This is a genomic window from Cobetia sp. 1AS1 (assembly GCF_029846435.1).
In the GTDB taxonomy this organism is placed as follows: domain Bacteria; phylum Pseudomonadota; class Gammaproteobacteria; order Pseudomonadales; family Halomonadaceae; genus Cobetia; species Cobetia amphilecti.
Window position 1 is genome coordinate 63,069 of record NZ_JARWKU010000012.1, and the last position, 21,126, is coordinate 84,194.

The following is a 21,126-nucleotide window of genomic DNA, read 5'->3' on the forward strand; positions in this document are numbered from 1 at the left end:
CAGCGACTCCCCTCTGCGCGTGCAGCGCTGATCGATGCACGAGCCCTCAAACCACGAGGCCCCGCCTGCAGGTGCAAGACGGGGCTTCGGGAAACGGGGGCCTGTTCGCACCGATGCTGCGTGCTGCGCGAACAGGCCCTGCTGCCTGAATCAGTGATCCACTGCTGTTCCGGCCCCGCGCGGAACACGAATGTCCTCGACGATATGCTGGATGTGCTCGGGCGGCGGCGGGGTCATCTTGCAGACGATGACCGCGACGACGAAGTTGAGCACCATGCCCAGCGAGCCGATCCCCTCCGGCGACACACCCAGCAACCAGTTCTCGGCGCTGTTGAGTTCCGGCGAGATGAACTTGAAGTAGACGATGTAGCTGAAGGTGAAGACCAGGCCGACCAGCATGCCCGCGATGGCACCTTCCTTGTTCATGCGCTTGGAGAAGATCCCCAGCAGGATGACCGGGAAGAAGCTCGATGCCGCAAGCCCGAAGGCAAAGGCCACCACCTGCGCCACGAAGCCTGGCGGATTGATGCCGAAGTAACCGGCGATCACGATGGCCACGGCCGCCGCCATGCGTGCCGCCATCAGCTCCTGCTTCTCGCTGATGTCTGGCTTGAAGGTCTTCTTGAGCAGGTCATGTGAGATGGCCGACGAGATGACCAGCAACAGACCGGCCGCCGTCGAGAGTGCTGCCGCCACCCCACCCGCCGCCACCAGTGCGATGACCCATGCCGGCAGGTTGCCGATCTCCGGGTTGGCCAGCACGATGATGTCGCGGTCGATGTAGACCTCGCTCTCGTTGTCGGTGGGCGTGTTGCTCACCAGACGCTGACCGTACTCACCGCGGGCCGCCTGGCTGTCGGCGCTGCCTTCGTAGCTCGGCTTGCCCGCGAAGGGATCACCGCCACGCATCTGGATGATGCCGTCGCCATTCTTGTCGACCCAGCCGATCAGCCCGGTGTTCTCCCAGTTGTAGAACCAGCCCGGCAGCTCCTCATAGGCCGTCTCGTTGACGGTCTCGACCAGATTCACCCGCGCGAAGGCACCCACGGCCGGCGCAGTGGTGTAGAGCAGTGCGATGAAGAACAGCGCCCAACCGGCGGAGATACGCGCATCCTTGACCGTCGGCACCGTGAAGAAGCGCACGATGACGTGGGGCAGGCCCGCAGTACCGCACATCAGCGCGGCGGTGATGAAGAAGACATCGATGGTGGACTTGGAACCCTCGGTGTACTCGCGGAAGCCGAGATCGGTCACCACCTGATCGAGCTTGTGCAGCAGATAGACGCCGGTGTCATTGCCCTGGGCATCGACCAGAGTGCCGCCGAAACCGGTCTGCGGCAGCACGTGGCCCGTCATCATGATCGACAGGAACACCGCCGGCACCAGGAAGGCGAAGATCAGCACGCAGTACTGGGCCACCTGGGTATAGGTGATGCCCTTCATGCCGCCGAGTACCGCATAGAAGAAGACGATCGCCATGCCGATCACCACGCCGACGTTCACGTCCACCTCGAGGAAGCGCGCGAAGACGATGCCGGTACCGCGCATCTGGCCGGCGACATAGGTGAAGGAAATGAAGATGACGCAGACCACCGCCACGGTGCGCGCGACGCTGGAGTAGTAACGGTCACCGACGAAGTCCGGCACCGTGAACTTGCCGAACTTGCGCAGGTACGGTGCCAGCAGCATGGCCAGCAGGACGTAGCCGCCGGTCCAGCCCATCAGGTAGACGGAGGCGTCATAGCCGACATAGGCGATGATGCCCGCCATCGAGATGAACGAGGCCGCCGACATCCAGTCAGCGGCGGTCGCTGCCCCGTTGGCGATGGGGTGAACGCCACCCCCGGCGACATAGAATTCCTTGGTGGAACCGGCTCGCGACCACACCGCGATCCCGATATAGAGCGCAAATGACGCGCCCACGAACAGATAGGTCAGCAGTTGAACATCCATTGGCAGTGTCCTTGGCGATGTCGATCATATTGTTCTTATTCACACAACGGCGCGGCACGACGAGCGGCCTGTGCCCGGCGTGTCACTGACTCATTGCTCGTGAACATCGAAGCGCTCATCGAGCTTGTTCATCGAACGGGCATACAGAATGATCAGCGCGAGGAAGAAGTAGATTGCCCCCTGTTGCGCAAACCAGAAGCCCAACTTGAAACCGAAGAACTGGATGTTGTTCAGCACGTCCACCAGCAATATCCCGCATCCATAGGACACCACGAACCAGACCACGAGATAGCCCATGATCAGTTTGATATTGGCGGACCAATACGCCTTGGCATTCGCTTCCTTCATGATGGTGTTCTCGCATTGTTATTGTGATTGGCGAAGTGGAGTGATTGGCGATCCGGAGATCGATGACCACCCGTCAGCGGATGATCCTTTCTCGGCGGTTGATGGGTATTTCCTGCGCCTTTCAAGGCATGACAGGAAACTTGGCGACTCGAATCTGACAGTAGACAAGGCCCTGCAACGCTGCAGGCTGACTTTAGTCGAGAATGTCAGCCATCCCTGATGGAGCAAAGTTGAGAACGATGCAATTCATTTGAAATCAACAAGTTGATTCATATCCTAAAGATGCAATCCCTTGGTCTATTGGCCAAATGGGCGAAGAATGATCGGCGAAAGCTTCGACGTATTGCGCGCATGACATTGGCCAATGCCGGAAAACAGGCCCGTTGTGCAGACGCCATTTCCGGCTTCTTGACGCCAATCATCGAGGCGTCTGCGTGGCAATGGATGACACGGCCTCTTCCCCACGACTCTCAAGACGCCGAGTCTGTCATGCACAATGCTTGGGACTCGTGGCGGGGCTGCGTAGAATGGCGCTTCCAGAGAGGAGAGCGACATGTTCCAGGGTTGGTGGCTGATCGCAGTGGCACTCGCATATATCGCGGTGCTGTTCACGATTGCATGGCGGGGGGATCGCAACGCCAAGAAACACGGGTCGCCGAATCGGCGCCCAGCGGTCTACAGTCTGGGGCTTGCGGTCTACTGCACCAGCTGGACCTTCTACGGTAGCGTCGGGCAGGCCGCGACCAGCGGCTGGAGTTATCTGAGCATCTTCATCGGGCCGATTCTGGCCTGTCTGCTGTTCTGGCCGATTCTGCTCAAGATGATTCGGGTCGCCAAGCGCCAGAACATCACCTCGATCGCCGACTTCATCGCCTCGCGCTACGGCAAGACACAGTCGCTGGCGGTGTTCGCCTCGCTGGTGGCCCTGGTCGGCACCCTGCCCTACATCGCCCTGCAGCTGAAGGCCGTCTCGAGCGCCTATCAGGTACTCACCGACACCAGCGATGTCACGCGGACCGCCTGGCTGGGCGATACCGCCTTCTATGTCGCGGCGATCATGGCGCTGTTCGCCATCCTGTTCGGCACCCGCCACACCGACGCCACCGAGCACCATGTCGGCCTGTTGCAGGCGATCGCCTTCGAATCGCTGGTCAAGCTGGTCGCCTTCCTGACCCTGGGCGTCTATGTCACCTGGGGCATGTTCAATGGCCTGAGCGATCTGTTCACCAAGGCCGATACCTATCTGGAGCTGCAGCAGCAGCTGGAGACCCAGACCTTCGGCACCGGATTCTGGGCCCAGACGCTGCTGGCGATGCTGGCGATCTTCTGCCTGCCGCGTCAGTTCCACGTCGCGGTGGTCGAGAACACCCACCACGATGACGCCCGCCGTGCGCGCTGGATGTTCCCGATCTACCTGGTCGCCATCTCCTTCTTCGTGCTGCCGATCGCCGCCGCCGGCCTGACCATGTTCCCCGATGGTTCGGTGTCACCGGACAGCTTCGTGCTGGCGCTGCCGATGGCGGCGGACCAGACCTGGCTGACCCTGCTGACCTTCATCGGCGGCTTCTCCGCCGCCACCGGCATGGTGATCGTCGCCGCCGTCGCGGTCTCGATCATGATCTCCAACGAGATCGTGATTCCGTTGCTGTTCCGCCTGCGCTGGTTCGATACCGAGGCGCGCGACTACAGCCATATCGTGTTGCTGGCGCGCCGTCTGACCATCGTGATGATCCTGGCGCTGGCCTACGGCTTCTATCTGCTGATCGCCGAATACAGCACCCTCTCTGCCATCGGCTTGCTGTCGTTTGCCGCCGTCGCCCAGTTCGCACCCTCGCTGATGGGTGGCCTCTACTGGAAGCGCGGCAATCGCCTCGGCGTCATCGTCGGCCTGAATGTCGGCTTCGCGGTCTGGGCCTGGACCCTGCTCGTGCCGGCACTGGCACAGGCGGGCCTGATGCCGGCCGAGATCGTCAACCAAGGGCCGTTGGGCATCGACTGGCTGTCGCCGCATGGCCTGTTCGGCTTCCGCTTCAATGACCCGCTGACCCACGGCGTGATGCTGTCTCTCGGCCTGAACCTGTTCTGCTACATCTTCGTCTCGCAGATGACGCCGCAGCGCGTGGTCGAGCGCATCCAGGCCTCGCTGTTCGTCGACAGTGTCGAGACCCGCCAGACCAGTGTCTCGCGCCCCTGGACCGGCTCCACCTCCGTCTCGGACCTGCGCGTCCTGTGCGAACGCTTCCTCAGCCACGAGCAGGTCGAGCGCGCCTTCGAGGACTACGCACGCCGCAGCGGCCAGCCGCTGGAGCTGCATGCACGCGCCTCCATCGACCTGATCCAGTTCACCGAGCGCTTCCTGGCCTCGGTACTCGGCGCCTCCTCGGCACGCATCGTCGTCAACTCGGCGCTGCAGGGTCGCGGCATCGGCATCTCGGATGTCATCTCCATCGTCGATGAAGCCTCGCAGGTGCTCGAATTCAACCGCGCCCTGCTGCAGGCGACCATCGAGAACATCCACCAGGGCATCAGCGTGGTCGACCAGCACATGCGCCTGGTAGTGTGGAACCAGCGCTACCTGGACATGTTCCGCTTCCCTGACAACCTGATCCGGGTCGGCGCGCCCATCGATCGCATCTTCCGCTACAACGCCCACAACGGCGAATACGGCCCGGGCGACCCCGAAGAGCACGTCGACCAGCTGCTGGACGCCATCCGCAACGGCGAGCCGCACCGCTACGTGCGCTATCGCCAGGATGACAGCGTGATGGAGATCCAGGGCAATCCGATGCCCGGTGGCGGCTTCGTCTACACCTATCAGGACATCACCCAGCAGAAGCGCACCGAAGAGGCGTTGATCCGCTCGGAAAACAACATCCGCATCTACACCGATAACGTGCCGGCGCTGATCGCCTACTTCGACAAGGAGTGTCGCTACCTCTTCACCAACCGTGCCTATGAAGCGGTGATGGGCATCGACCGTACCGCCGTGATCGGCGAGCCCGCCGAAGAGGCGATGCCGGAAGACATTTATCGCCAACGCGCGCCGTGGATGACGCGCGCGCTATCCGGTGAACGGGTCTCCTTCGAGATCTCGCTGGAAGCCCCGGAAGGCGGCGTGCGCTACATGCTGGTCACCTATACGCCGCACTTCAGCACCAAGGGCAACATCCTCGGCTTCTTCGCGCTCTATCAGGACATCACCGAGCGACGCCTGGCGGAGATCGCCCTCAAGGAGACCAACGAGAACCTGGAGGAGCGCGTGCGCGTGCGTACCCAGGAACTTTCACAGGTCAACGAGGCCCTGCGCACCGAGAACCGCGTGCGCGCCGAAGCCGAGCAGGCATTGCGTCAGGCCAAGCAACTGGCCGAGGATGCCAACGCCTCCAAGACACGCTTCCTGGCCGCGGCCAGCCACGACCTGCTGCAGCCACTGAATGCGGCGCGTCTGTTCACCTCCGCCCTCGCCCAGCAGGTCGAAGGCGAGATGAAGACCACCACCAATCACATCGACAACTCGCTGCAGGCCGCCGAGGAACTGCTCAGCACCCTGCTCGACATCTCCAAGCTGGATGCCGGGGCACTGGCGCCACGCCGCAGCGTGTTCCGCCTCTCCGACATCCTCAAGCCGCTCAAGGCCGAGTTCGAGGTGATGGCGGAAGACCGCGGACTGGACCTGAAAGTGGTGATGACGCAGCTGGCGGTGGATTCCGATGGCCAGATGCTCAGACGCATCGTGCAGAACTTCCTCTCCAACGCGGTGCGCTATACCCGCCAGGGCCATGTGCTGCTGGGCTGTCGCCGTCTGGGCGATCGCATTCGCATCGAGGTCTGGGACACCGGCCCCGGCATTCCCGAGTCGAAGCTGACCGAGATCTTCCAGGAATTCCGGCGTCTCGATCAGAGCGAGCGTCACAAGGAAAGCGAGAAGGGTCTCGGCCTGGGACTGTCGATCGCCGAACGCATGAGCCGGGTGCTCGACCACCCGATCACGGTGCGCAGCTGGGTCGGCATCGGCACCGTCTTCGCCGTCAGCGTGCCGATCAGCAAGGAGCTGCCGGCGGCCGAGCTGCCGGATGCCGTGCCGGCTCGCAAGCGCGCCGGCAACAAGCTGACCGGCACTCGCGTCCTGTGCATCGACAACGAGAGCCTGATTCTCGAGGGCATGAAGGCGATGCTGTCCGGCTGGGGTTGCGAGGTGTTCACGGCGACCTCGATCGGCGGCGCCAAGTCGGTGATCCGCAACCTGGATGGTGATCCGGATGCCATCCTCGCCGACTACCACCTCGACAACGAGGTGACTGGCCTGATGGCGCTGGACGCGCTGGATGAACGTCTGGCGGGCTCGGTGCCGGGCATCGTGATCACCGCCGACCGCACCGATGAGGTCGCCGAGGAAGTGCGCCGTGCGGGCTATCACCTGCTGCTCAAGCCGGTACGACCCGCCGCACTGCGTGCGCTGCTGACGCGCACCCTGCAGGCCAACCGCGCCGAGAAGCACACCAGTGGCACGAGTGATGCTCCCGACGCCGCGACGGATGACCCAGCCCCCTGATCAGGCGGGCTGGCCTGTCGTTCTTTCGTCCTCTAGCTCTTTAGCCATCTAGCTCTTTCATCCATGACGCAAAAAGCCCGCCCTGTCAGCGACAGGGCGGGCTTTTTGTGGCTTGAGGGCAAGACTTTCGAAGAGAACCTCAGCTCAAGCGCTGACGCAGGATCAGGAGCGGACTTTCGGCGGCTCGACTTCCAGACGCTGGGCCGCGATGACGGCCTGAGTGCGCGAATGCACGCCCAGCTTGCGCAGAATGGCGGTCACGTGGGCCTTGATGGTGGCCTCGGACACATTCAGCTCATAGGCGATCTGCTTGTTGAGCAGACCTTCCGTCAGCATATTGAGCACGCGGAACTGCTGCGGCGTCAGTGACGCGATCGCCTCGGCGAAGCGCGATTCATCTTCGGAAGACTCGCCCATGGCCTCGGCGATGTCCGTCGGCAGCCAGACCTCACCTTCGAGGATCTCGCCGATGGCTTCGGCGATGACGTCGAGGCTGGCGGACTTGGGAATGAAGCCGGAGGCCCCATAATCGATGGCGCGGCGCACCACGTAGGGCTCCTCGCTACCGGACACGACCGCCACCGGGATGTCCGGTGTCTGGCCACGCAACTGGATCAGACCGGAGAAGCCGTGGGCTCCCGGCATGTGCAGGTCCAACAGGATCAGGTCGGCATCGGGATGGCGGGCAACGACTTCGTTGGTCGCTTCCATGCTGTCAGCCTCGACGATCTCCGCCTGAGAGGCGACTTGTCTAAGCGCCTGGGTCAGTGCGGCACGAAAGAGCGGGTGATCGTCTGCAACGATGAACTTCTGGGCAAAGGCCATTGAGTCTCCTCCAAAACCCCGATGGTGATCATCACCGACCTTCCTGGCCGGTCAACAATCGCCGTTATTTTCTGGCATGTTACCCCATAAAACGTGCGTTTAACAAAGCAGCCCACCATCGGAAGATGTACTGATGTTTCGCTCGGGGAACACGAGTATCGCACGGATTGATGCCCGGCGAGCGAACAATCCGTGCGCTGATTCTGACAGCATCCTGGGGATGGTGAGTCAGACAACCCTACCCGCAACGCGACTGGCATGCCAGCCGATCAATGCGACACCGGCAATCAGCACGAAGCCGATCAGACTGGCGATATCCGGCACCTCCCCCCAGATGGCCCAGCCCGCCAGTGCCGAAAACACGATGGTCAGATAGGAATAGATCGACACTTCCCCCGCCGGCGCGAGGCGATAGGCGGTGGTCATCAGAATCTGACCGCCGGCCGCAAAGATGCCGATGCCCAGCAAGGCCAGCGCCTGAGGGCCGCTCGGCATCACCGGATTCATCAACATCGGCACCAATGTCACCACACTGGAGACCAGCGAGAAATGCAGCACGATGGTCGCCGAGGCCTCGCGCCCTCTCATCGCACGGATGAGCGTATAGGCCGCCCCCGCCAGCATTGCCGAACCCAACCCGACCATGGCGGGCAACAATGCCTCCACCCCGCCCTCGGCAAATGCCAGTTGCGGCTTGATGACCAGCGCCGCGCCAGAGAAGGCGACCAGCATGCCGACCAGCCGCCAGCCACCAAGGCGCTCGGCCAGGAAGAGGCCGGCGAACATGCTGACGAAGAACGGCGATAGCTTATTCAGAATAGTCGCATCTGCCAGCAGCAGATGATCGATGGCGTAGAAGAAGCTCATCACGCCGCCGAGTCCGATCAGTGACCGCGCCATCAGCATCGGCTGGTGATGCCAATGGCCCAGCAGGCGCGCGCCCGCCATGCGCACCATCACCACCGCCACGCCGAGACTGACCAGGTTGCGCACGAAGACCTTCTCGAACAGCGGCAGGTCGCCGCTCAGCTTGACCATCGCTCCCATCAGCGCGAACGAGATCGCCGACAGGCACATCAGGATGACGGCGCGAGGACGATTCTCGCCCTCAGTGGACGACGATGCGGCGGGAGAACTGTCTGACTGAGAGGCGGGGCAGGATGCATCCGACTTGCCTGCTGACATGGGGGCGGCCTTGATCATGAATTGATTGGGGAAATGCGCAGCGAGGCGCGAACGGACTCCGCGGGCACATGCGCTGCCACGTCATTATCAAGCCAGCGCCTCCTCGATGGCCAACCTTTCACGTCTCGCACTTCGCAAAAGCGCGGGTCAGGAATACGAACAGGCAGATGCTCTCAGACAGGCGCACAAAAAAGCGCGGGAGCCAGGCTCCCGCGCTTCGCTGTCGCTGCGTGTCTTGTCAGGCCTCGATGACCGTCACTCGACGCGTTCAGCGGTTGGCGCGCTGCTCGATCAGATCGTCCACCACTGACGGGTCCGCCAGGGTCGAGGTATCGCCGAGACCGTCGGTCTCGTTGGCGGCGATCTTCCTGAGGATGCGGCGCATGATCTTGCCGGAACGCGTCTTGGGCAGCCCCGGCGCCCACTGGATGACATCCGGCGAGGCGATCGGGCCGATGTCCTTGCGCACCCACTGGGTCAGCGTCTTCTTGAGCTCATCACTGGCTTCGATACCGTCGTTGAGCGTCACGTAGATGTAGATGCCCTGGCCCTTGATGTCATGGGGATAGCCGACCACGGCGGCCTCGGCAACCGCCTCATGCGCCACCAGCGAGGACTCGATCTCGGCGGTGCCCATGCGGTGGCCAGAGACGTTGAGCACATCGTCGACGCGCCCGGTGATCCAGTAGTAGCCATCCTCGTCACGACGACAGCCATCACCGGTGAAGTACATGCCCGCATAGGTGGAGAAGTAGGTCTGCACGTAGCGTTCGTGATTGCCCCAGATCGAACGTGCCTGCCCCGGCCAGCTGTCGAGAATCACCAGGTTGCCTTCGGTCGCGCCCTCGAGGATGTTGCCCTCGTTGTCGACCAGCGCCGGCTGCACACCGAAGAACGGCAGCGTGGCGGAGCCCGGCTTGAGGTCGGTCGCGCCCGGCAGCGGCGCGATCATGATGCCGCCGGTCTCGGTCTGCCACCAGGTGTCCACCAGCGGGCAATTGCCATTGCCGATCACGCGGTGGAACCACTCCCAGGCCTCGGGGTTGATCGGCTCGCCCACCGAGCCGAGCAGCCGCAGGCTCGTGCGCGAGCTTGAGTCCATCACGCTGTCACCGTGTGCCATCAGCGCACGCACGGCGGTCGGGGCGGTATAGAGAATGTTGACCTGGTGCTTGTCGACGATCTCGCCGATGCGCCCGTGGGTCGGATAGCTGGGCACACCCTCGAACATCAGCGTGGTCGCGCCATTGGCCAGCGGTCCGTAGACGATGTAGCTGTGGCCCGTCACCCAGCCGACATCCGCCGTGCACCAGTAGATATCGCCATCGTGGTAATCGAACACGTAGCGATGGGTCATCGCGGCATAGAGCAGATAACCGCCCGTGGTGTGCTTCAGGCCCTTGGGCGTGCCGGTGGAACCGGAGGTGTAGAGGATGAACAGCGGGTCTTCGGCGCCCATCGCCTCGGCCGGGCAGTCACTGGACTGACGGTCCACCAGCTCATGGAACCAGGCATCGCGACTGCCCCAGTTCACCTCACCGCCGGTACGCCGCACCACCAGCACGTGGTCGACACAATCGGTGCCATCACGCTCCAGCGCCTCATCGACGTTTTCCTTTAGCGGCACGCGCTTGCCACCCCGCAGTGACTCATCGGCGGTGATCACGATGCGCGAGCTGGAATCGACGATACGCCCCGCCAGCGCGTCCGGCGAGAAGCCACCGAACACCACCGAGTGCACGGCCCCGATACGCGTACAGGCCAGCATCGCCATCGCGGCTTCGGGAATCATCGGCATGTACAGCGTGACCACATCGCCCCGCTTGACACCCAACTCCTTGAGGCCATTGGCAAACTGGCTGACACGCGCATGCAGCTCGCGATAGGTGATCGACTGGGACTCGTTCGGGTCGTCCCCTTCCCAGATGATGGCGACCTGATCGCCACGCTCGGCGAGGTGGCGATCGAGGCAGTTGTGCGCCACGTTGAGCTTGCCGTCCTCGAACCAGCGCACATCGACATCACCGGGGCCGAAGTTGGTATTGCGGATCACCGAGGGCGCATCGAACCAGTCCAGTGACTGGGCCTGCTCGGCCCAGAATGTCTCCGGCGCCTCGACGGACTGCTGATACATGGCCTGATAGCGCTCGCGGTCTGCCCAGGCGTGGGCGGCGGCATCGGGAGTGACCGGATGAACCTTGGCATGTTCGCTCATGTGGCGTGACCTCTGACGGATTGGCTGGCGACTCGCTGTCCCACGCGGCATGCGTGAAGCGCAGGCGAGCCGAGGCAAGTCCATTTCAGCTTAAACCCAAGCATGGGGGGGCCACACACTAGACCTTGGTAGATAAATTTTTACTAATTATTTCAACTGTTTATCAACAAATTACACCAAGGTCACAGCGACGTTCGGAGGACAGAAACCGCCTGAAAAGACACCTTCTGGCGCGACTCGCACTTTGCAATGACGCGCCAGCGAGTGAAATGATCGTCAACGCGCAGTCGACGCATTGCGCGCCGGGTCATTCAAGGGACCGCTCAATTCCTGGCCACAGCGTCGACAGCGATAGCGGTGGCCGCGCTGGGCATTGGCGTGGCGTCGCGAGCTGAAATAGTGCGCGGTATCGCAGCCACAGCCATAGGCCCAGGGCGCCGGACTGGCAGTCGAGACATCCATGCGATGCGTCACCTCCGGCGGGATGCCGTAGAGGTTGGTCATCACCTGCTGCCACTCGGGGCCATGTGGTTTGACGCGTGTCTTGCCGGCGCGCTCGACCACCTCCATCACCACCCAGTGCGCGACCTCGTGAGGGACGGTCTGGCTGAGGAAGTGATGGCGGTTCTCGCTGAGCAGCTGCCAATTGAAGCGCAGCCGCTGGCGCGCCGAATCCGCCGTGCCCGCCGTGCGCCCCTTGAGACGGCAGGAGACCGACGGCATGCGCAGCTCGGGGAACAGGGCACGCGCGCGTGCCAGACATGCCAGCACCTGCGCCTCCAGCGTCGCGTGCAGGGCAGGTGCCGTCAGCGCCTCGAGCGCGGCGGCATCGGCCAGCGGCAGTGGCGTCGCGGGGGTCTCCCCCAGGCAGGCCAGGGCATGATCGGGCGCAAATCGGTGTCGACTGACGACACGACGAGTGGATGATGACATGACACGATGACCAGACAGCAGAGCGATGGAACGGATGAGCTGATGACGAGCGAGCGTACCACTCCTCGAGGCGTGAAATGATACACTAGCGCCATTCACGCCTGCCCGGTTCCCCTTGGTTCACCCAGGTAGCCAGGCGGCACTGTTCGACTTCTCCCCTTATCGCACGTGAGACTCCCCCATGGCCGAGCCTGTCCAGACCCAGCCGCTGCTGGATGATGAATCCCTCGACATCCTCGACGAATTCCTCGAGTCCGACATCGTCGGCCCGGAAGCTCTCGATATCATCAGTGCGCATGGCTTCATGCTGGCACTGGCCATCGCGCCGCGCGAAGTGCCCTCCAGCCTGTGGCTGCCGGAACTCTTCCAGGGGCAGCCAAGCTACGAAAGCCCGCAGCAGGAAGCGGAAGTCGTCTCCCTGTTCGAGCAGATGCGTGCCAACGCCATCGATGCCCTCGAGCACGGCGTACTGCCGGAACTGCTGTTCGAGCTGGAGCTGGGCGGTGCCGACCCGGTCGAGACACCGATCGGCGACTGGTGTGCCGGCTTCATGGAAGGCGTGTTCATGGACGAGGAGGCCTGGTTCGGCACCCAGGAAGAGGCGGCCGCCGAACTGCTGCTGCCGTTCATGGCCATCTCCGGCGTCTTCGACGATGAAGACCCGGAGATCGGCGAGCTGATCGCCGACCCGATCGGCGCCCAGCGCTTCGTCAACCAGCTGCCGGAACTGCTGCTGGACCTCTACCTGCTCTACCGTGTCCCGCCGGAAAGCCCCAAGCCGTCGCCGCGTCGCAAGGGTTCCGCCGCACCGGGGGCGGCCGGCATTCCGCGCAGCAAGCACGCCGGCAACAAGGGCGCTGGCAAGGGTGGCAACAAGAACGGTGGCAAGGGCGGCAAGAAGCGCTGAGCCCGCCACGGCGCTCTTGACGCCATGCAGCCTTGAAAACGACAACGCCGGGCGACCTCATGGGTCGTCCGGCGTTTTGGTTCCACGCAGCCGAGTCTGACAGCTGCGAGCCGCTCAGCGCAGCCGCGTCACCAGGCTATCCAGGGTGCCATAGCCCCACTCGCGACAGCGCTGCATCAGCGGCCGACGCTGCCAGGCGACCTGGGTGATCTCGACACTGTGGGCGAAGTGATGCTCGAACAGCGTGGCGACGTCGGCGGCGAAGCGATGGTCCTGCACCTCCTGATTGGCCTCCAGATTCCACTGCAGGCTCCAATGATCGAAGTTGCATGACCCCAGCGTCACCCAGTCATCCGCCAGCGAGAACTTGGCGTGCAGAAAGCGGGGCTGGAATTCATGGATACGCACGCCCGCCTTGAGCAGCCCGGCATAGAAGCGCTGCCCCGCCGAGCGCACGCCCGGGTGGTCATGATGCTGGCCGGCGATCAGCAATCGAACATCGACACCCCGGCGCGCCGCGCGCTTGAGACGCCGCCGCATGCTGAAGGTCGGCACGAAGTATGGCGTACAGATCCACAGCCGCTTGCGTGAGCTGCTGGCCTGATGCTGCAGGGAATGACGAATGGCCTGATAGCGGAAACCATGCCCCCAGACCACCCGCCCACGCATGCTCAGATAGCCCTCGACCCGGCACGCCCGCACATTGATGCTGCGCACCGCCCGTCGACTGCCATGGCCACGACTGGCCGCGGAGTCCCACACGCGTGCGAACAGGCGCACCCAGTCACTGATGCACGGCCCCTCGATGCGTATCGCGACTTCCGACCAGGCCTCGGCGAAGACATCCACCGCACCGAAGCCGCCGGTAAAGCCCACCTCCCCATCGACCACCAAAAGCTTGCGATGATCCCGCGTCAGATTGCGCCCCAGCCGCCACCAGGAAATCGGGTTGTAGATCCTGAGCTGGATATCGGCCTCGATCATGTGCTGGCGATCAGCTTCCTCAAGGCCCAGCGAGCCGAAGCCATCCAGCAGCACCAGCACCGTCACGCCGCGGCGGCGCGCGCCACACAGCGCATCGATCAGGACGCGGCTGAGGTGGCCGCTCTCGGCCAGATACAGCTCGAGCAGGATGGAATGGCGCGCGGACTCCACCGCCTCCAGCATGCTGGGCAGAAACCGCGCGCCTTCCGGCAGCAAGGTGAATCGATTGCCTGATCGCCACATTCCCAGCATGCCTTGCCTCCCGTCATTTCCCTGCACGGCACGATACAGATGGCGATGCCCATGACGGTGCACCGCCAGATGCTGCCACTGTGCGCTTCGTCACTATGCACTCAGTCACTACGCACTCAGTCACTACGCACTCAGTCACCAAGTACTCTGCACGGCGCCTGCGGGCAGAATGCGTATAATGTTCAATATCATGCTCGCGCTGAGCGCTACCAGCCAGACCATGAAAACGTCGCAATCAACCCTCATTCATCGTCCCGATGCTTTATTCGTGAACGCCGACAGATTGTCGTTTCCGGTAGTCCGTCCTTGTCCACACCTGCGAGAGCCTCACCATGTCGCCAGTCACCTTAGTCTTGCGCCCGTTGCGCAATGTCAGTCGCCGTCTGCTGGACAAGTGGGTGGAGCTGCGCGCGGTGGAGCCCGACATCAATGCGTTGGACCACAGCGCCTTGAACCTCGACCCGACGCTGCCGGTGGTCTACGTCTTCCCGTATCAGGCATTGTCCGACGAGCTGGTGGTCGAGCAGCTGTGCGAGGCACGCGGCCTGCCCTCGCCGACCCTGCCTCTGAGCATAGGCGACCTGCGCCTGAGCCACTCCCGCCTTCGCCTGTTGCGTCGCTCGCGCAGCGACAGGAGCCTGCTGTCACGTCGACTGGCCAAGTTGATCGCCGCGCTGGAAGACGCCCCGAGTGATGTCGAGGTGCAGCTGGTGCCGGTCAGCGTGTTCTGGGGGCGTGCCCCGGGCAAGGAATTCGGCTTCTGGAAGTTCATCTCCGCCGATAGCTGGCGCGTGACGGGCGTTCTGCGCCGCGCCATCGCGATTCTGGCGCATGGGCGCTCGGTGGATGTGCATTTCGGCCAGCCGCTCAGGCTGCACGAAGCGCTCAGGGAAGGCCCGCAGGACTCGGCGCTGGCGCACCGCCGCATCTCGCGCCTGCTGCGCGTGCACTTCCGGCGCGTGCGTACCCGCCTGCTGGGGCCAGACCTCTCCCACCGCCACACCATGATTCGCAACCTGCAGAAGGCGCCCGCCGTGCAGGACGTGATCAGCGAGCTGGCACGCGAGCAGAATCAGCCGCCGGCACGTCTGGAAAAGCGCGCCCTGCAGTATGGTCGCGAGATCGCCTCCAACATGGGCTATCCGGTGCAGCGCTTTCTGGCGCATGCCCTCAAGCGGCTGTGGCACAAGCTCTACGACGGCGTCGAAGTACGCGGCATGTCGCAGGTCAAGGCCATCGCCGGCGACTGCGAGCTGATCTACGTGCCCTGTCATCGCAGCCATATCGACTACCTGCTGCTGTCCTACGTGCTGTTTCACGAGGGCCTGATGACGCCCCACGTCGCCGCAGGCAAGAATCTCGACATGCCGATCATCGGCCCGATCCTGCGCCGTGGCGGCGCCTTCTTCCTGCGCAGAAGCTTCCGCGGCAATCGCCTGTATGCCACCGTCTTCGACGAGTACGTGCATCAGCTGATCACCCGTGGCCACCCGCTGGAGTACTTCATCGAGGGGGGCCGTTCACGCACCGGCCGCATGCTGCCCCCACGCCCGGGCATGCTGGCGATGACCCTGCGCTCCTTCCTGCGTGATACGCGCCGCGAGGTGGCCTTCGTGCCGGTCTACATCGGCTACGAGAAGGTCTTCGAGAGCCTGAGCTATCAGCGCGAGCTGTCGGGGGCCAGCAAGAAGAAGGAATCACCGCTGGACCTCATCCGCGTGCTCGGCCAGCTCAAGCAGCCCTTCGGCAAGGTCTACCTGAACATCGGCGAACCGCTCAAGCTGGGCGAATGGCTGGATGAGACCGCGCCGGACTGGAAGGCCAGCCGTCATCAGCGCCGCCCAGAATGGCTGACCCAGGCGGTGCCGCAACTGGGGCATGAAATCGCCACGCGCATCAATGCCGCCGCCGCGCTCAATCCGGTCTCGCTGACGGCGCTGGTGCTGCTGTCCACCGCCCACCACGCCATCGAGGCCAGCCTGCTGCAACGCCAGCTGGCGATGCTGGTGCGTCTCGCCGACAAGCTGCCGGGCCGCCATGACCACAGCCTGCCCGAGGGCACACCACAGGAATGGGTCGCACACTGCGCGCATCTGGGGCTCGTCACCCTGCGCCCGCAGAGCCTTGGCGAGCTGGTGATCGCCACCCCGGAGCAGGCCAGTCTGCTGACCTGGTATCGCAACAACGTGCTGCACCTGCTGGCGCTGCCGGCGCTGATCGCCTTCGCCTTCCGCAATACGGCCCAGTACACCCTCGAGGCACTGGAAGATCAGATCGGTCCCGCCTGGCCGCTGCTGGTGCGCGAGCTGTTCGTCCCCGAGGCCCCTGAGCTGAAGGCGGATATCGCCGCCACGCTAGCTCTGATGAGCGAGGAAGGTCTGCTGGAGCATCAAGCCGCGACTGGTGACACTCCGGAGCGCTGGTCACGTCCGGTGGCCAGTCAGGAGCCTTCCGAGCAGCTGCGCCTGCTGGCTCAGCCGGTACAACCGACGCTGGAACGCGGCTATCTGTTGATCGCCGCCCTGTTGCAGCACGGCAGCGGCACGCTGGACCGCGAGTCCCTCGAAAGCCATTCCGGCGCCCTGGCCGAACGCCTGACCCTGCTGTCGGGCCTCAATGCGCCGGAGTTCTTCGACAAGCGTCTGTTCAGCGGCCTGCTCGATACGCTGCTGGAGCTGGAGTTCATCTGGCTGGAAAGCGGCCAGCTATGCTTCGGCGAAGCGCTGGAAGACCTGCAGGTGCACGGCCGCGATCTGTTCGACCCCGCCCTGCGCCATCGCCTGCAGCATGTGCGCCTGCGCGACAGCGAGAACGAGACCGAGAACGAGACCGAGACCGAGAAAGCGAGCGACGCCCCGTCTGAAGGCATGGCCGAGGAGCAGACTCCAGCCCTCGACGACCATGAGGCCGCTGACGAAGCCGTGCCAGCAGGCCACAAGCCGTCCGACACCTCCTCTCAGCGCGAATGAGATGATGGGCCGAGGCCCCTGGCGCAAAAAAACCCCCGCTCGCGATCTGATCGCGAGCGGGGGCTTTTGCGTTTGGCGGAGGCTGTTACATCGCTGACGCCATCGTCAGGCGTCAGCGCAGCGCCTGCTTCACATAGACGTCGTAGCGGCTGGTCTTCTCCTCCACCACATGACTCGGCGCGAGCCCGCCGATCGGTTCGGCCTTGCGTGGCCGCTTGACCACCACACGATGCGTCGCGACCTCCAGCGCCGCCTCGAGCAGCGCCGGGGCATCCGCATCATCGCCGGCCAGAGCGCGGAAGACACGCATCTCCTTCTTGACCAGTGCCGACTTGTCACGATGCGGGTACATCGGGTCGAGATGCACCACCTGAGGCGGCTGGTCCCACTGCGTCACCAGCTCCCTGAGCTCCCGCGTGGCATCACCGTGCAACGCCTGCATGCGCAGCGCGATCTCGCGAATCTCGTCATACGCGCAGCCCTGTGCCCGGGTCAGGCCATCGACCAGGATCGCCGCCGTGGCCGCCACGCGTTCGATCATCAATACCGGTGCCCCGAGACTCGCCAGCACGAAGGCATCGCGCCCGAGCCCTGCGGTGGCATCGACGATGCTCGGCAGTGCGCCTCGATTCAGGCCACAGGCGCGTGCGATCAGCTGGTTGCGCCCCCCGCCGAAACGACGGCGATGATCGGCACGACCGGCGACGAAATCGACGCACAGCGGCTTGCCGTATTCGCGCTCATCTCCGGCGATCACCAGGCGCGGTGCGCCCTGCTCGTCCAGCGCTACCTCGAGCTTGAGCGCCGGCATCTCGTCATCTTCCCGCAGCGCGATACCGAAATGTGCCGCCAGCATGGCGAGTTCCGGGCGCGCCTGCAGCCGTGAACGGGCAATGGCGATCACGGGAGCGGCATCGGCCGCAGCATCATGGGCAGCGAGGGAGTCTTCGGGTGGCAGCATGGATGGGCTCTATGAGAAACGGTGAACGCAGAAAAAGGGAAACTCGCATGGCATGCGATCAGGCTGCCAAACGCCGACGGCGCCGCAAGAGCGACGCCGTCAGGGGACAAGCTTACGTCATCGCGCGCATGGCTTACAGCAGCAACAGCATGCCGAACAGCATCATGCCCAGCAGCAGGCGGTAGATGACGAAGGGCAACATGCCGATGCTGTCGATAGCCTTGAGGAACAGCTTGATGCACACCAGCGCGGAGACGAAGGACAGCACCACGCCGAGGGCGACATCGAACAGCTGCGCCTCACTGCCGGTCTCGATCAGCTCCAGGCCCTTGAGCAGGCCGGCCGCGACGATCAGCGGAATCGACAGCAGGAAGGAGAAGCGCGCAGCGCTCTGACGCTCGAAGCCCAGCAGCAGCGCGGCGGTGATGGTGATGCCAGAACGCGAGGTGCCGGGAATCAGGGCCAGCGCCTGGAACAGGCCGATGATCAGCGCGCCCTTGAGCGTCAGCGTCGCCAGGTCACGCGTGCGTGCGCCCTTGACGTCCGCCCACCACAGCAGCAGACCGAAGACGATGGTGGTGGTACCGATCACCGCGATCGAGCGCCCGGCCGTTTCCACCACATCGCCCAGCAGGCCGCCGAAGATCACGGCCGGCAGCGTCGCCAGCAACACCGCCCAGCCCAGACGACTGTCTTCGGTCTGGCGCGCCGCCAGCGTACCGCCGCCACTGAACTGACCAAACCAGCCAGCGAGAATATTGGCGACATCCTTGCGGAAGGCCATCACCACGGCCAGCAAGGTACCGACGTGTACCGCGACATCAAACGCCAGCCCCTGGTCCGGCCAGCCGAACACCTGGGAGGGCAGAATCAGGTGGGCGGAGGAGGAAATCGGCAGAAATTCCGTCAGACCTTGAATGACGGCCAACGCCACCACATGCATGAGTTCCATGAAACATCCTTTTAAGAGAGACGGGCCTCAGTGGCCCACACGGACGACAGACATCGTCTGTGGCACTGCACGTGCCGTAGTGACAGAACAACGCTTTGCGTCAAGCCGCGCCGCGAGTGTCGGGCGCGACATGATGATGCGCGAATCTTATGACAGCCTTGGCTGAACCCACGATGACGCAACGAGATGGCAATCCCTGGTGCCATCAGCGCCATGCCACCTCATTGCGCAGATAGACCGGCTGGGCCTCGACCGCCGACACCGCTTCACCGCGGGCATACGCCTGGGCGGCCAGCATCACCATGGCCTCGGCATCCGGTTGCGGCTCGGGCAGTTGCAGTGCCAGGCTGGCACGCACGCTCTGGGGTAGCTCGTCGTGCATCACCAGTCCCGAGCCGACCGCCAGCCAGTCATGCTCACGCAGCGCCGCAGGCAGCTCCAGCAGGCCCGGAGCGCAGACCTGCTCGGGTAGCACCTGCTCGACCTCGATCTCGCCGTCAGCGCGCGTCACGACGCGATAGGCGCCGGTATAGAGCTCGCCCATGCGTGCATCCAGCATCGGCAGCACGAAACGCGCGTGATGCAGGCGGTGGGCCTGCAGTGACAGGGCCGCCAGCGTCGAGACGCCGATCACCGGCACATCGAGACCGAAGGCGAGGCCCTGGATGGTGCCAGCGGCGATGCGCAACCCGGTGAACGAGCCCGGTCCGTGGCCATAGGCCAGGGCATCGAGGTCGTTGAGGGTCAGATCGGCAGCGGCCAGCAGCGCCTCGATCATCGGCATCATGCGCTGGGTGTGCTGACGGGGAGCTTCACAGCGCTCGGCAGTAACAACGCCGTCTTGCCACAGGGCAACGGAACAGGCGGAAGAGGATGCATCGATGGCCAGAAGCGTGGTCATGGGCGGTTCGTCGTCAGAAAAATGTGACGCGATTCTACCCGTCCCCTGCGGGCAGCAAAAGACGCTGGCTGTCCACGGCAGGTGTCGGTCGCGGGCGTCACTCCTGCTGCAACCCCCACGCCCACGCCGGCAAGCGGCCTGCCGCAACGCCTGATTCCTGATTCGCGCCAGTAGGCGAAGAACAAAAAAACGCCCGCAGACAATGTCTACGGGCGTTCTTCGCCAGGCGGCCGGCTTCACCAGCGCGATCAGATCTGTTGCAGCTGAGCCACCTGAGGCGTGCCAGGCAATCAGTGCTCCAGCGCGCTGACCAGCTGAGCACGAATGTCGTCGACGGAGCCGACGCCTTCGATGCGGTGGTAGGCCGGTGCCTGGGCATCGCCAGTGGCAGACCAGCTGGAGTAGTACTCGACCAGCGGTTCCGTCTGCTCGTGATAGACGGACAGACGGTTGCGCACGGTGGCTTCGCGGTCGTCTTCACGCTGGATCAGGGCTTCGCCAGTGACGTCGTCCTTGCCTTCTTCGCGCGGCGGGTTGTACTCGATGTGGTAGACACGACCGGAGTCCGGGTGCACACGACGACCGGACAGGCGCTTGACGATCTCTTCGTCAGCGACGGCGATCTCGACCACGTGGTCCAGCTTCACGCCCGCTTCCTTCATGGCGTCAGCCTGCGGAATGGTGCGCGGGAAGCCGTCGAACAGGAAGCCGTTCTCGCAATCGGGCTGGCTGATGCGCTCCTTGACCAGGGCGATGATGATCTCGTCGGACACCAGTCCGCCGGTGTTCATGATCTCCTTGACCTTGAGTCCCAGCTCGCTGCCGGCCTTGACCGCGGCGCGCAGCATATCTCCGGTAGAGATCTGCGGGATGTTGAAACGCTCGCAGATGAACTGGGCCTGGGTGCCCTTGCCGGCGCCGGGGGCGCCCAACAGGATCAAACGCATCGGTACTGCTCCTTGAGTGTGCAAATGAAAAGCATCAAACGGGTGTAAAGGGTCATCTGGCGCTGGTGCACCTTGCCCTCGGCGGCAGATGGCCATCCAAGGCGCTCTGGTCGTCGACACGTTCGAGGTGTAGCGGCGAAACTCGCGGCGTCGAGACGCTCGACTACCTCATGAGGGCCGAACGCATCGAGCGTATCGATGACCAGGATGAATATGGGCAGCGGACCAATATGTGCTGCGCT

Annotated in this window: 14 protein-coding genes; 3 read left to right on the forward strand and 11 right to left on the reverse strand. The window is 63.8% G+C overall.

Annotated features, from left to right (window positions below; all coding sequences use genetic code 11):
* Window positions 1-150: 150 nt before the first annotated feature.
* Window positions 151-1,953, reverse strand: a complete 1,803-nt coding sequence (locus QD280_RS16200; RefSeq protein ID WP_054556853.1) for a sodium:solute symporter family protein — start codon at window positions 1,951-1,953, stop codon at window positions 151-153.
* A 90-nt stretch (window positions 1,954-2,043) separates the two neighbouring features.
* Complete coding sequence (locus QD280_RS16205) at window positions 2,044-2,301, reverse strand: DUF4212 domain-containing protein (protein ID WP_043333789.1); 258 nt, start codon at window positions 2,299-2,301, stop codon at window positions 2,044-2,046.
* Window positions 2,302-2,854: 553 nt separating this feature from the next.
* On the opposite strand from QD280_RS16205, the gene QD280_RS16210 reads away from it, so the two are divergent.
* Window positions 2,855-6,853 carry a NahK/ErcS family hybrid sensor histidine kinase/response regulator gene (locus QD280_RS16210; RefSeq protein ID WP_279840017.1) on the forward strand — a complete coding sequence of 1,333 codons (3,999 nt, stop codon included), beginning with the start codon at window positions 2,855-2,857 and terminating at the stop codon, window positions 6,851-6,853.
* Window positions 6,854-7,015: 162 nt separating this feature from the next.
* Here the strand turns inward: QD280_RS16210 and QD280_RS16215 are convergent, their stop codons facing one another.
* The 4 genes from QD280_RS16215 to QD280_RS16230 form a co-directional block, all read right to left on the reverse strand.
* The gene (locus tag QD280_RS16215; protein WP_043333788.1) at window positions 7,016-7,678 is read right to left on the reverse strand and encodes a response regulator transcription factor; all 663 of its coding nucleotides are present in this window, start codon (window positions 7,676-7,678) and stop codon (window positions 7,016-7,018) included.
* Between the two features lie 228 nt (window positions 7,679-7,906).
* Window positions 7,907-8,863 (reverse strand): DMT family transporter, encoded by a 957-nt coding sequence (locus QD280_RS16220; protein ID WP_279840018.1) that lies wholly within the window; start codon window positions 8,861-8,863, stop codon window positions 7,907-7,909.
* 268 nt (window positions 8,864-9,131) lie between these two features.
* On the reverse strand, window positions 9,132-11,078 hold the full coding sequence (gene acs, locus QD280_RS16225; RefSeq protein WP_175089115.1) for an acetate--CoA ligase: 1,947 nt from the start codon (window positions 11,076-11,078) through the stop codon (window positions 9,132-9,134).
* Window positions 11,079-11,354: 276 nt separating this feature from the next.
* Window positions 11,355-12,011, reverse strand: coding sequence for a SprT-like domain-containing protein (locus QD280_RS16230; protein ID WP_192839392.1), 657 nt, complete (start codon window positions 12,009-12,011; stop codon window positions 11,355-11,357).
* Window positions 12,012-12,192: 181 nt separating this feature from the next.
* Between QD280_RS16230 and QD280_RS16235 the strand changes: the two genes are divergently transcribed.
* Window positions 12,193-12,918 carry a YecA family protein gene (locus QD280_RS16235; protein ID WP_279840019.1) on the forward strand — a complete coding sequence of 242 codons (726 nt, stop codon included), beginning with the start codon at window positions 12,193-12,195 and terminating at the stop codon, window positions 12,916-12,918.
* A gap of 114 nt (window positions 12,919-13,032) precedes the next feature.
* Here QD280_RS16235 and QD280_RS16240 read toward each other — a convergent pair whose 3' ends face one another.
* Complete coding sequence (locus QD280_RS16240) at window positions 13,033-14,154, reverse strand: phosphatidylserine/phosphatidylglycerophosphate/cardiolipin synthase family protein (RefSeq protein WP_279840020.1); 1,122 nt, start codon at window positions 14,152-14,154, stop codon at window positions 13,033-13,035.
* Between the two features lie 332 nt (window positions 14,155-14,486).
* Between QD280_RS16240 and plsB the strand changes: the two genes are divergently transcribed.
* The gene (gene plsB / locus QD280_RS16245; protein ID WP_279840021.1) at window positions 14,487-17,123 is read left to right on the forward strand and encodes a glycerol-3-phosphate 1-O-acyltransferase PlsB; all 2,637 of its coding nucleotides are present in this window, start codon (window positions 14,487-14,489) and stop codon (window positions 17,121-17,123) included.
* A gap of 112 nt (window positions 17,124-17,235) precedes the next feature.
* Here the strand turns inward: plsB and QD280_RS16250 are convergent, their stop codons facing one another.
* From QD280_RS16250 to adk, 4 genes are all read right to left on the reverse strand, one after another.
* On the reverse strand, window positions 17,236-17,934 hold the full coding sequence (locus QD280_RS16250) for a class I SAM-dependent methyltransferase (protein WP_279840035.1): 699 nt from the start codon (window positions 17,932-17,934) through the stop codon (window positions 17,236-17,238).
* A 283-nt stretch (window positions 17,935-18,217) separates the two neighbouring features.
* Window positions 18,218-19,036, reverse strand: a complete 819-nt coding sequence (locus QD280_RS16255) for an undecaprenyl-diphosphate phosphatase (protein ID WP_054556849.1) — start codon at window positions 19,034-19,036, stop codon at window positions 18,218-18,220.
* A 205-nt stretch (window positions 19,037-19,241) separates the two neighbouring features.
* Window positions 19,242-19,937 (reverse strand): tRNA (adenosine(37)-N6)-threonylcarbamoyltransferase complex dimerization subunit type 1 TsaB, encoded by a 696-nt coding sequence (tsaB, locus tag QD280_RS16260; protein WP_215823459.1) that lies wholly within the window; start codon window positions 19,935-19,937, stop codon window positions 19,242-19,244.
* Between the two features lie 290 nt (window positions 19,938-20,227).
* Window positions 20,228-20,884: an adenylate kinase gene (gene adk, locus QD280_RS16265; protein WP_131432716.1), complete on the reverse strand. Its 657-nt coding sequence runs from the start codon at window positions 20,882-20,884 to the stop codon at window positions 20,228-20,230.
* Between the last annotated feature and the right edge of the window lie 242 nt (window positions 20,885-21,126).

Coding starts and splice junctions, on each gene's coding strand:
- QD280_RS16200 (WP_054556853.1), bottom strand. CDS start 1,953: ATGGATGTTCAACTGCTGACCTATCTGTTCGTGGGCGCGTCATTTGCG.
- QD280_RS16205 (WP_043333789.1), bottom strand. CDS start 2,301: ATGAAGGAAGCGAATGCCAAGGCGTATTGGTCCGCCAATATCAAACTG.
- QD280_RS16210 (WP_279840017.1), top strand. CDS start 2,855: ATGTTCCAGGGTTGGTGGCTGATCGCAGTGGCACTCGCATATATCGCG.
- QD280_RS16215 (WP_043333788.1), bottom strand. CDS start 7,678: ATGGCCTTTGCCCAGAAGTTCATCGTTGCAGACGATCACCCGCTCTTT.
- QD280_RS16220 (WP_279840018.1), bottom strand. CDS start 8,863: ATGTCAGCAGGCAAGTCGGATGCATCCTGCCCCGCCTCTCAGTCAGAC.
- acs (WP_175089115.1), bottom strand. CDS start 11,078: ATGAGCGAACATGCCAAGGTTCATCCGGTCACTCCCGATGCCGCCGCC.
- QD280_RS16230 (WP_192839392.1), bottom strand. CDS start 12,011: ATGTCATCATCCACTCGTCGTGTCGTCAGTCGACACCGATTTGCGCCC.
- QD280_RS16235 (WP_279840019.1), top strand. CDS start 12,193: ATGGCCGAGCCTGTCCAGACCCAGCCGCTGCTGGATGATGAATCCCTC.
- QD280_RS16240 (WP_279840020.1), bottom strand. CDS start 14,154: ATGCTGGGAATGTGGCGATCAGGCAATCGATTCACCTTGCTGCCGGAA.
- plsB (WP_279840021.1), top strand. CDS start 14,487: ATGTCGCCAGTCACCTTAGTCTTGCGCCCGTTGCGCAATGTCAGTCGC.
- QD280_RS16250 (WP_279840035.1), bottom strand. CDS start 17,934: ATGCCGGCGCTCAAGCTCGAGGTAGCGCTGGACGAGCAGGGCGCACCG.
- QD280_RS16255 (WP_054556849.1), bottom strand. CDS start 19,036: ATGGAACTCATGCATGTGGTGGCGTTGGCCGTCATTCAAGGTCTGACG.
- tsaB (WP_215823459.1), bottom strand. CDS start 19,937: ATGACCACGCTTCTGGCCATCGATGCATCCTCTTCCGCCTGTTCCGTT.
- adk (WP_131432716.1), bottom strand. CDS start 20,884: ATGCGTTTGATCCTGTTGGGCGCCCCCGGCGCCGGCAAGGGCACCCAG.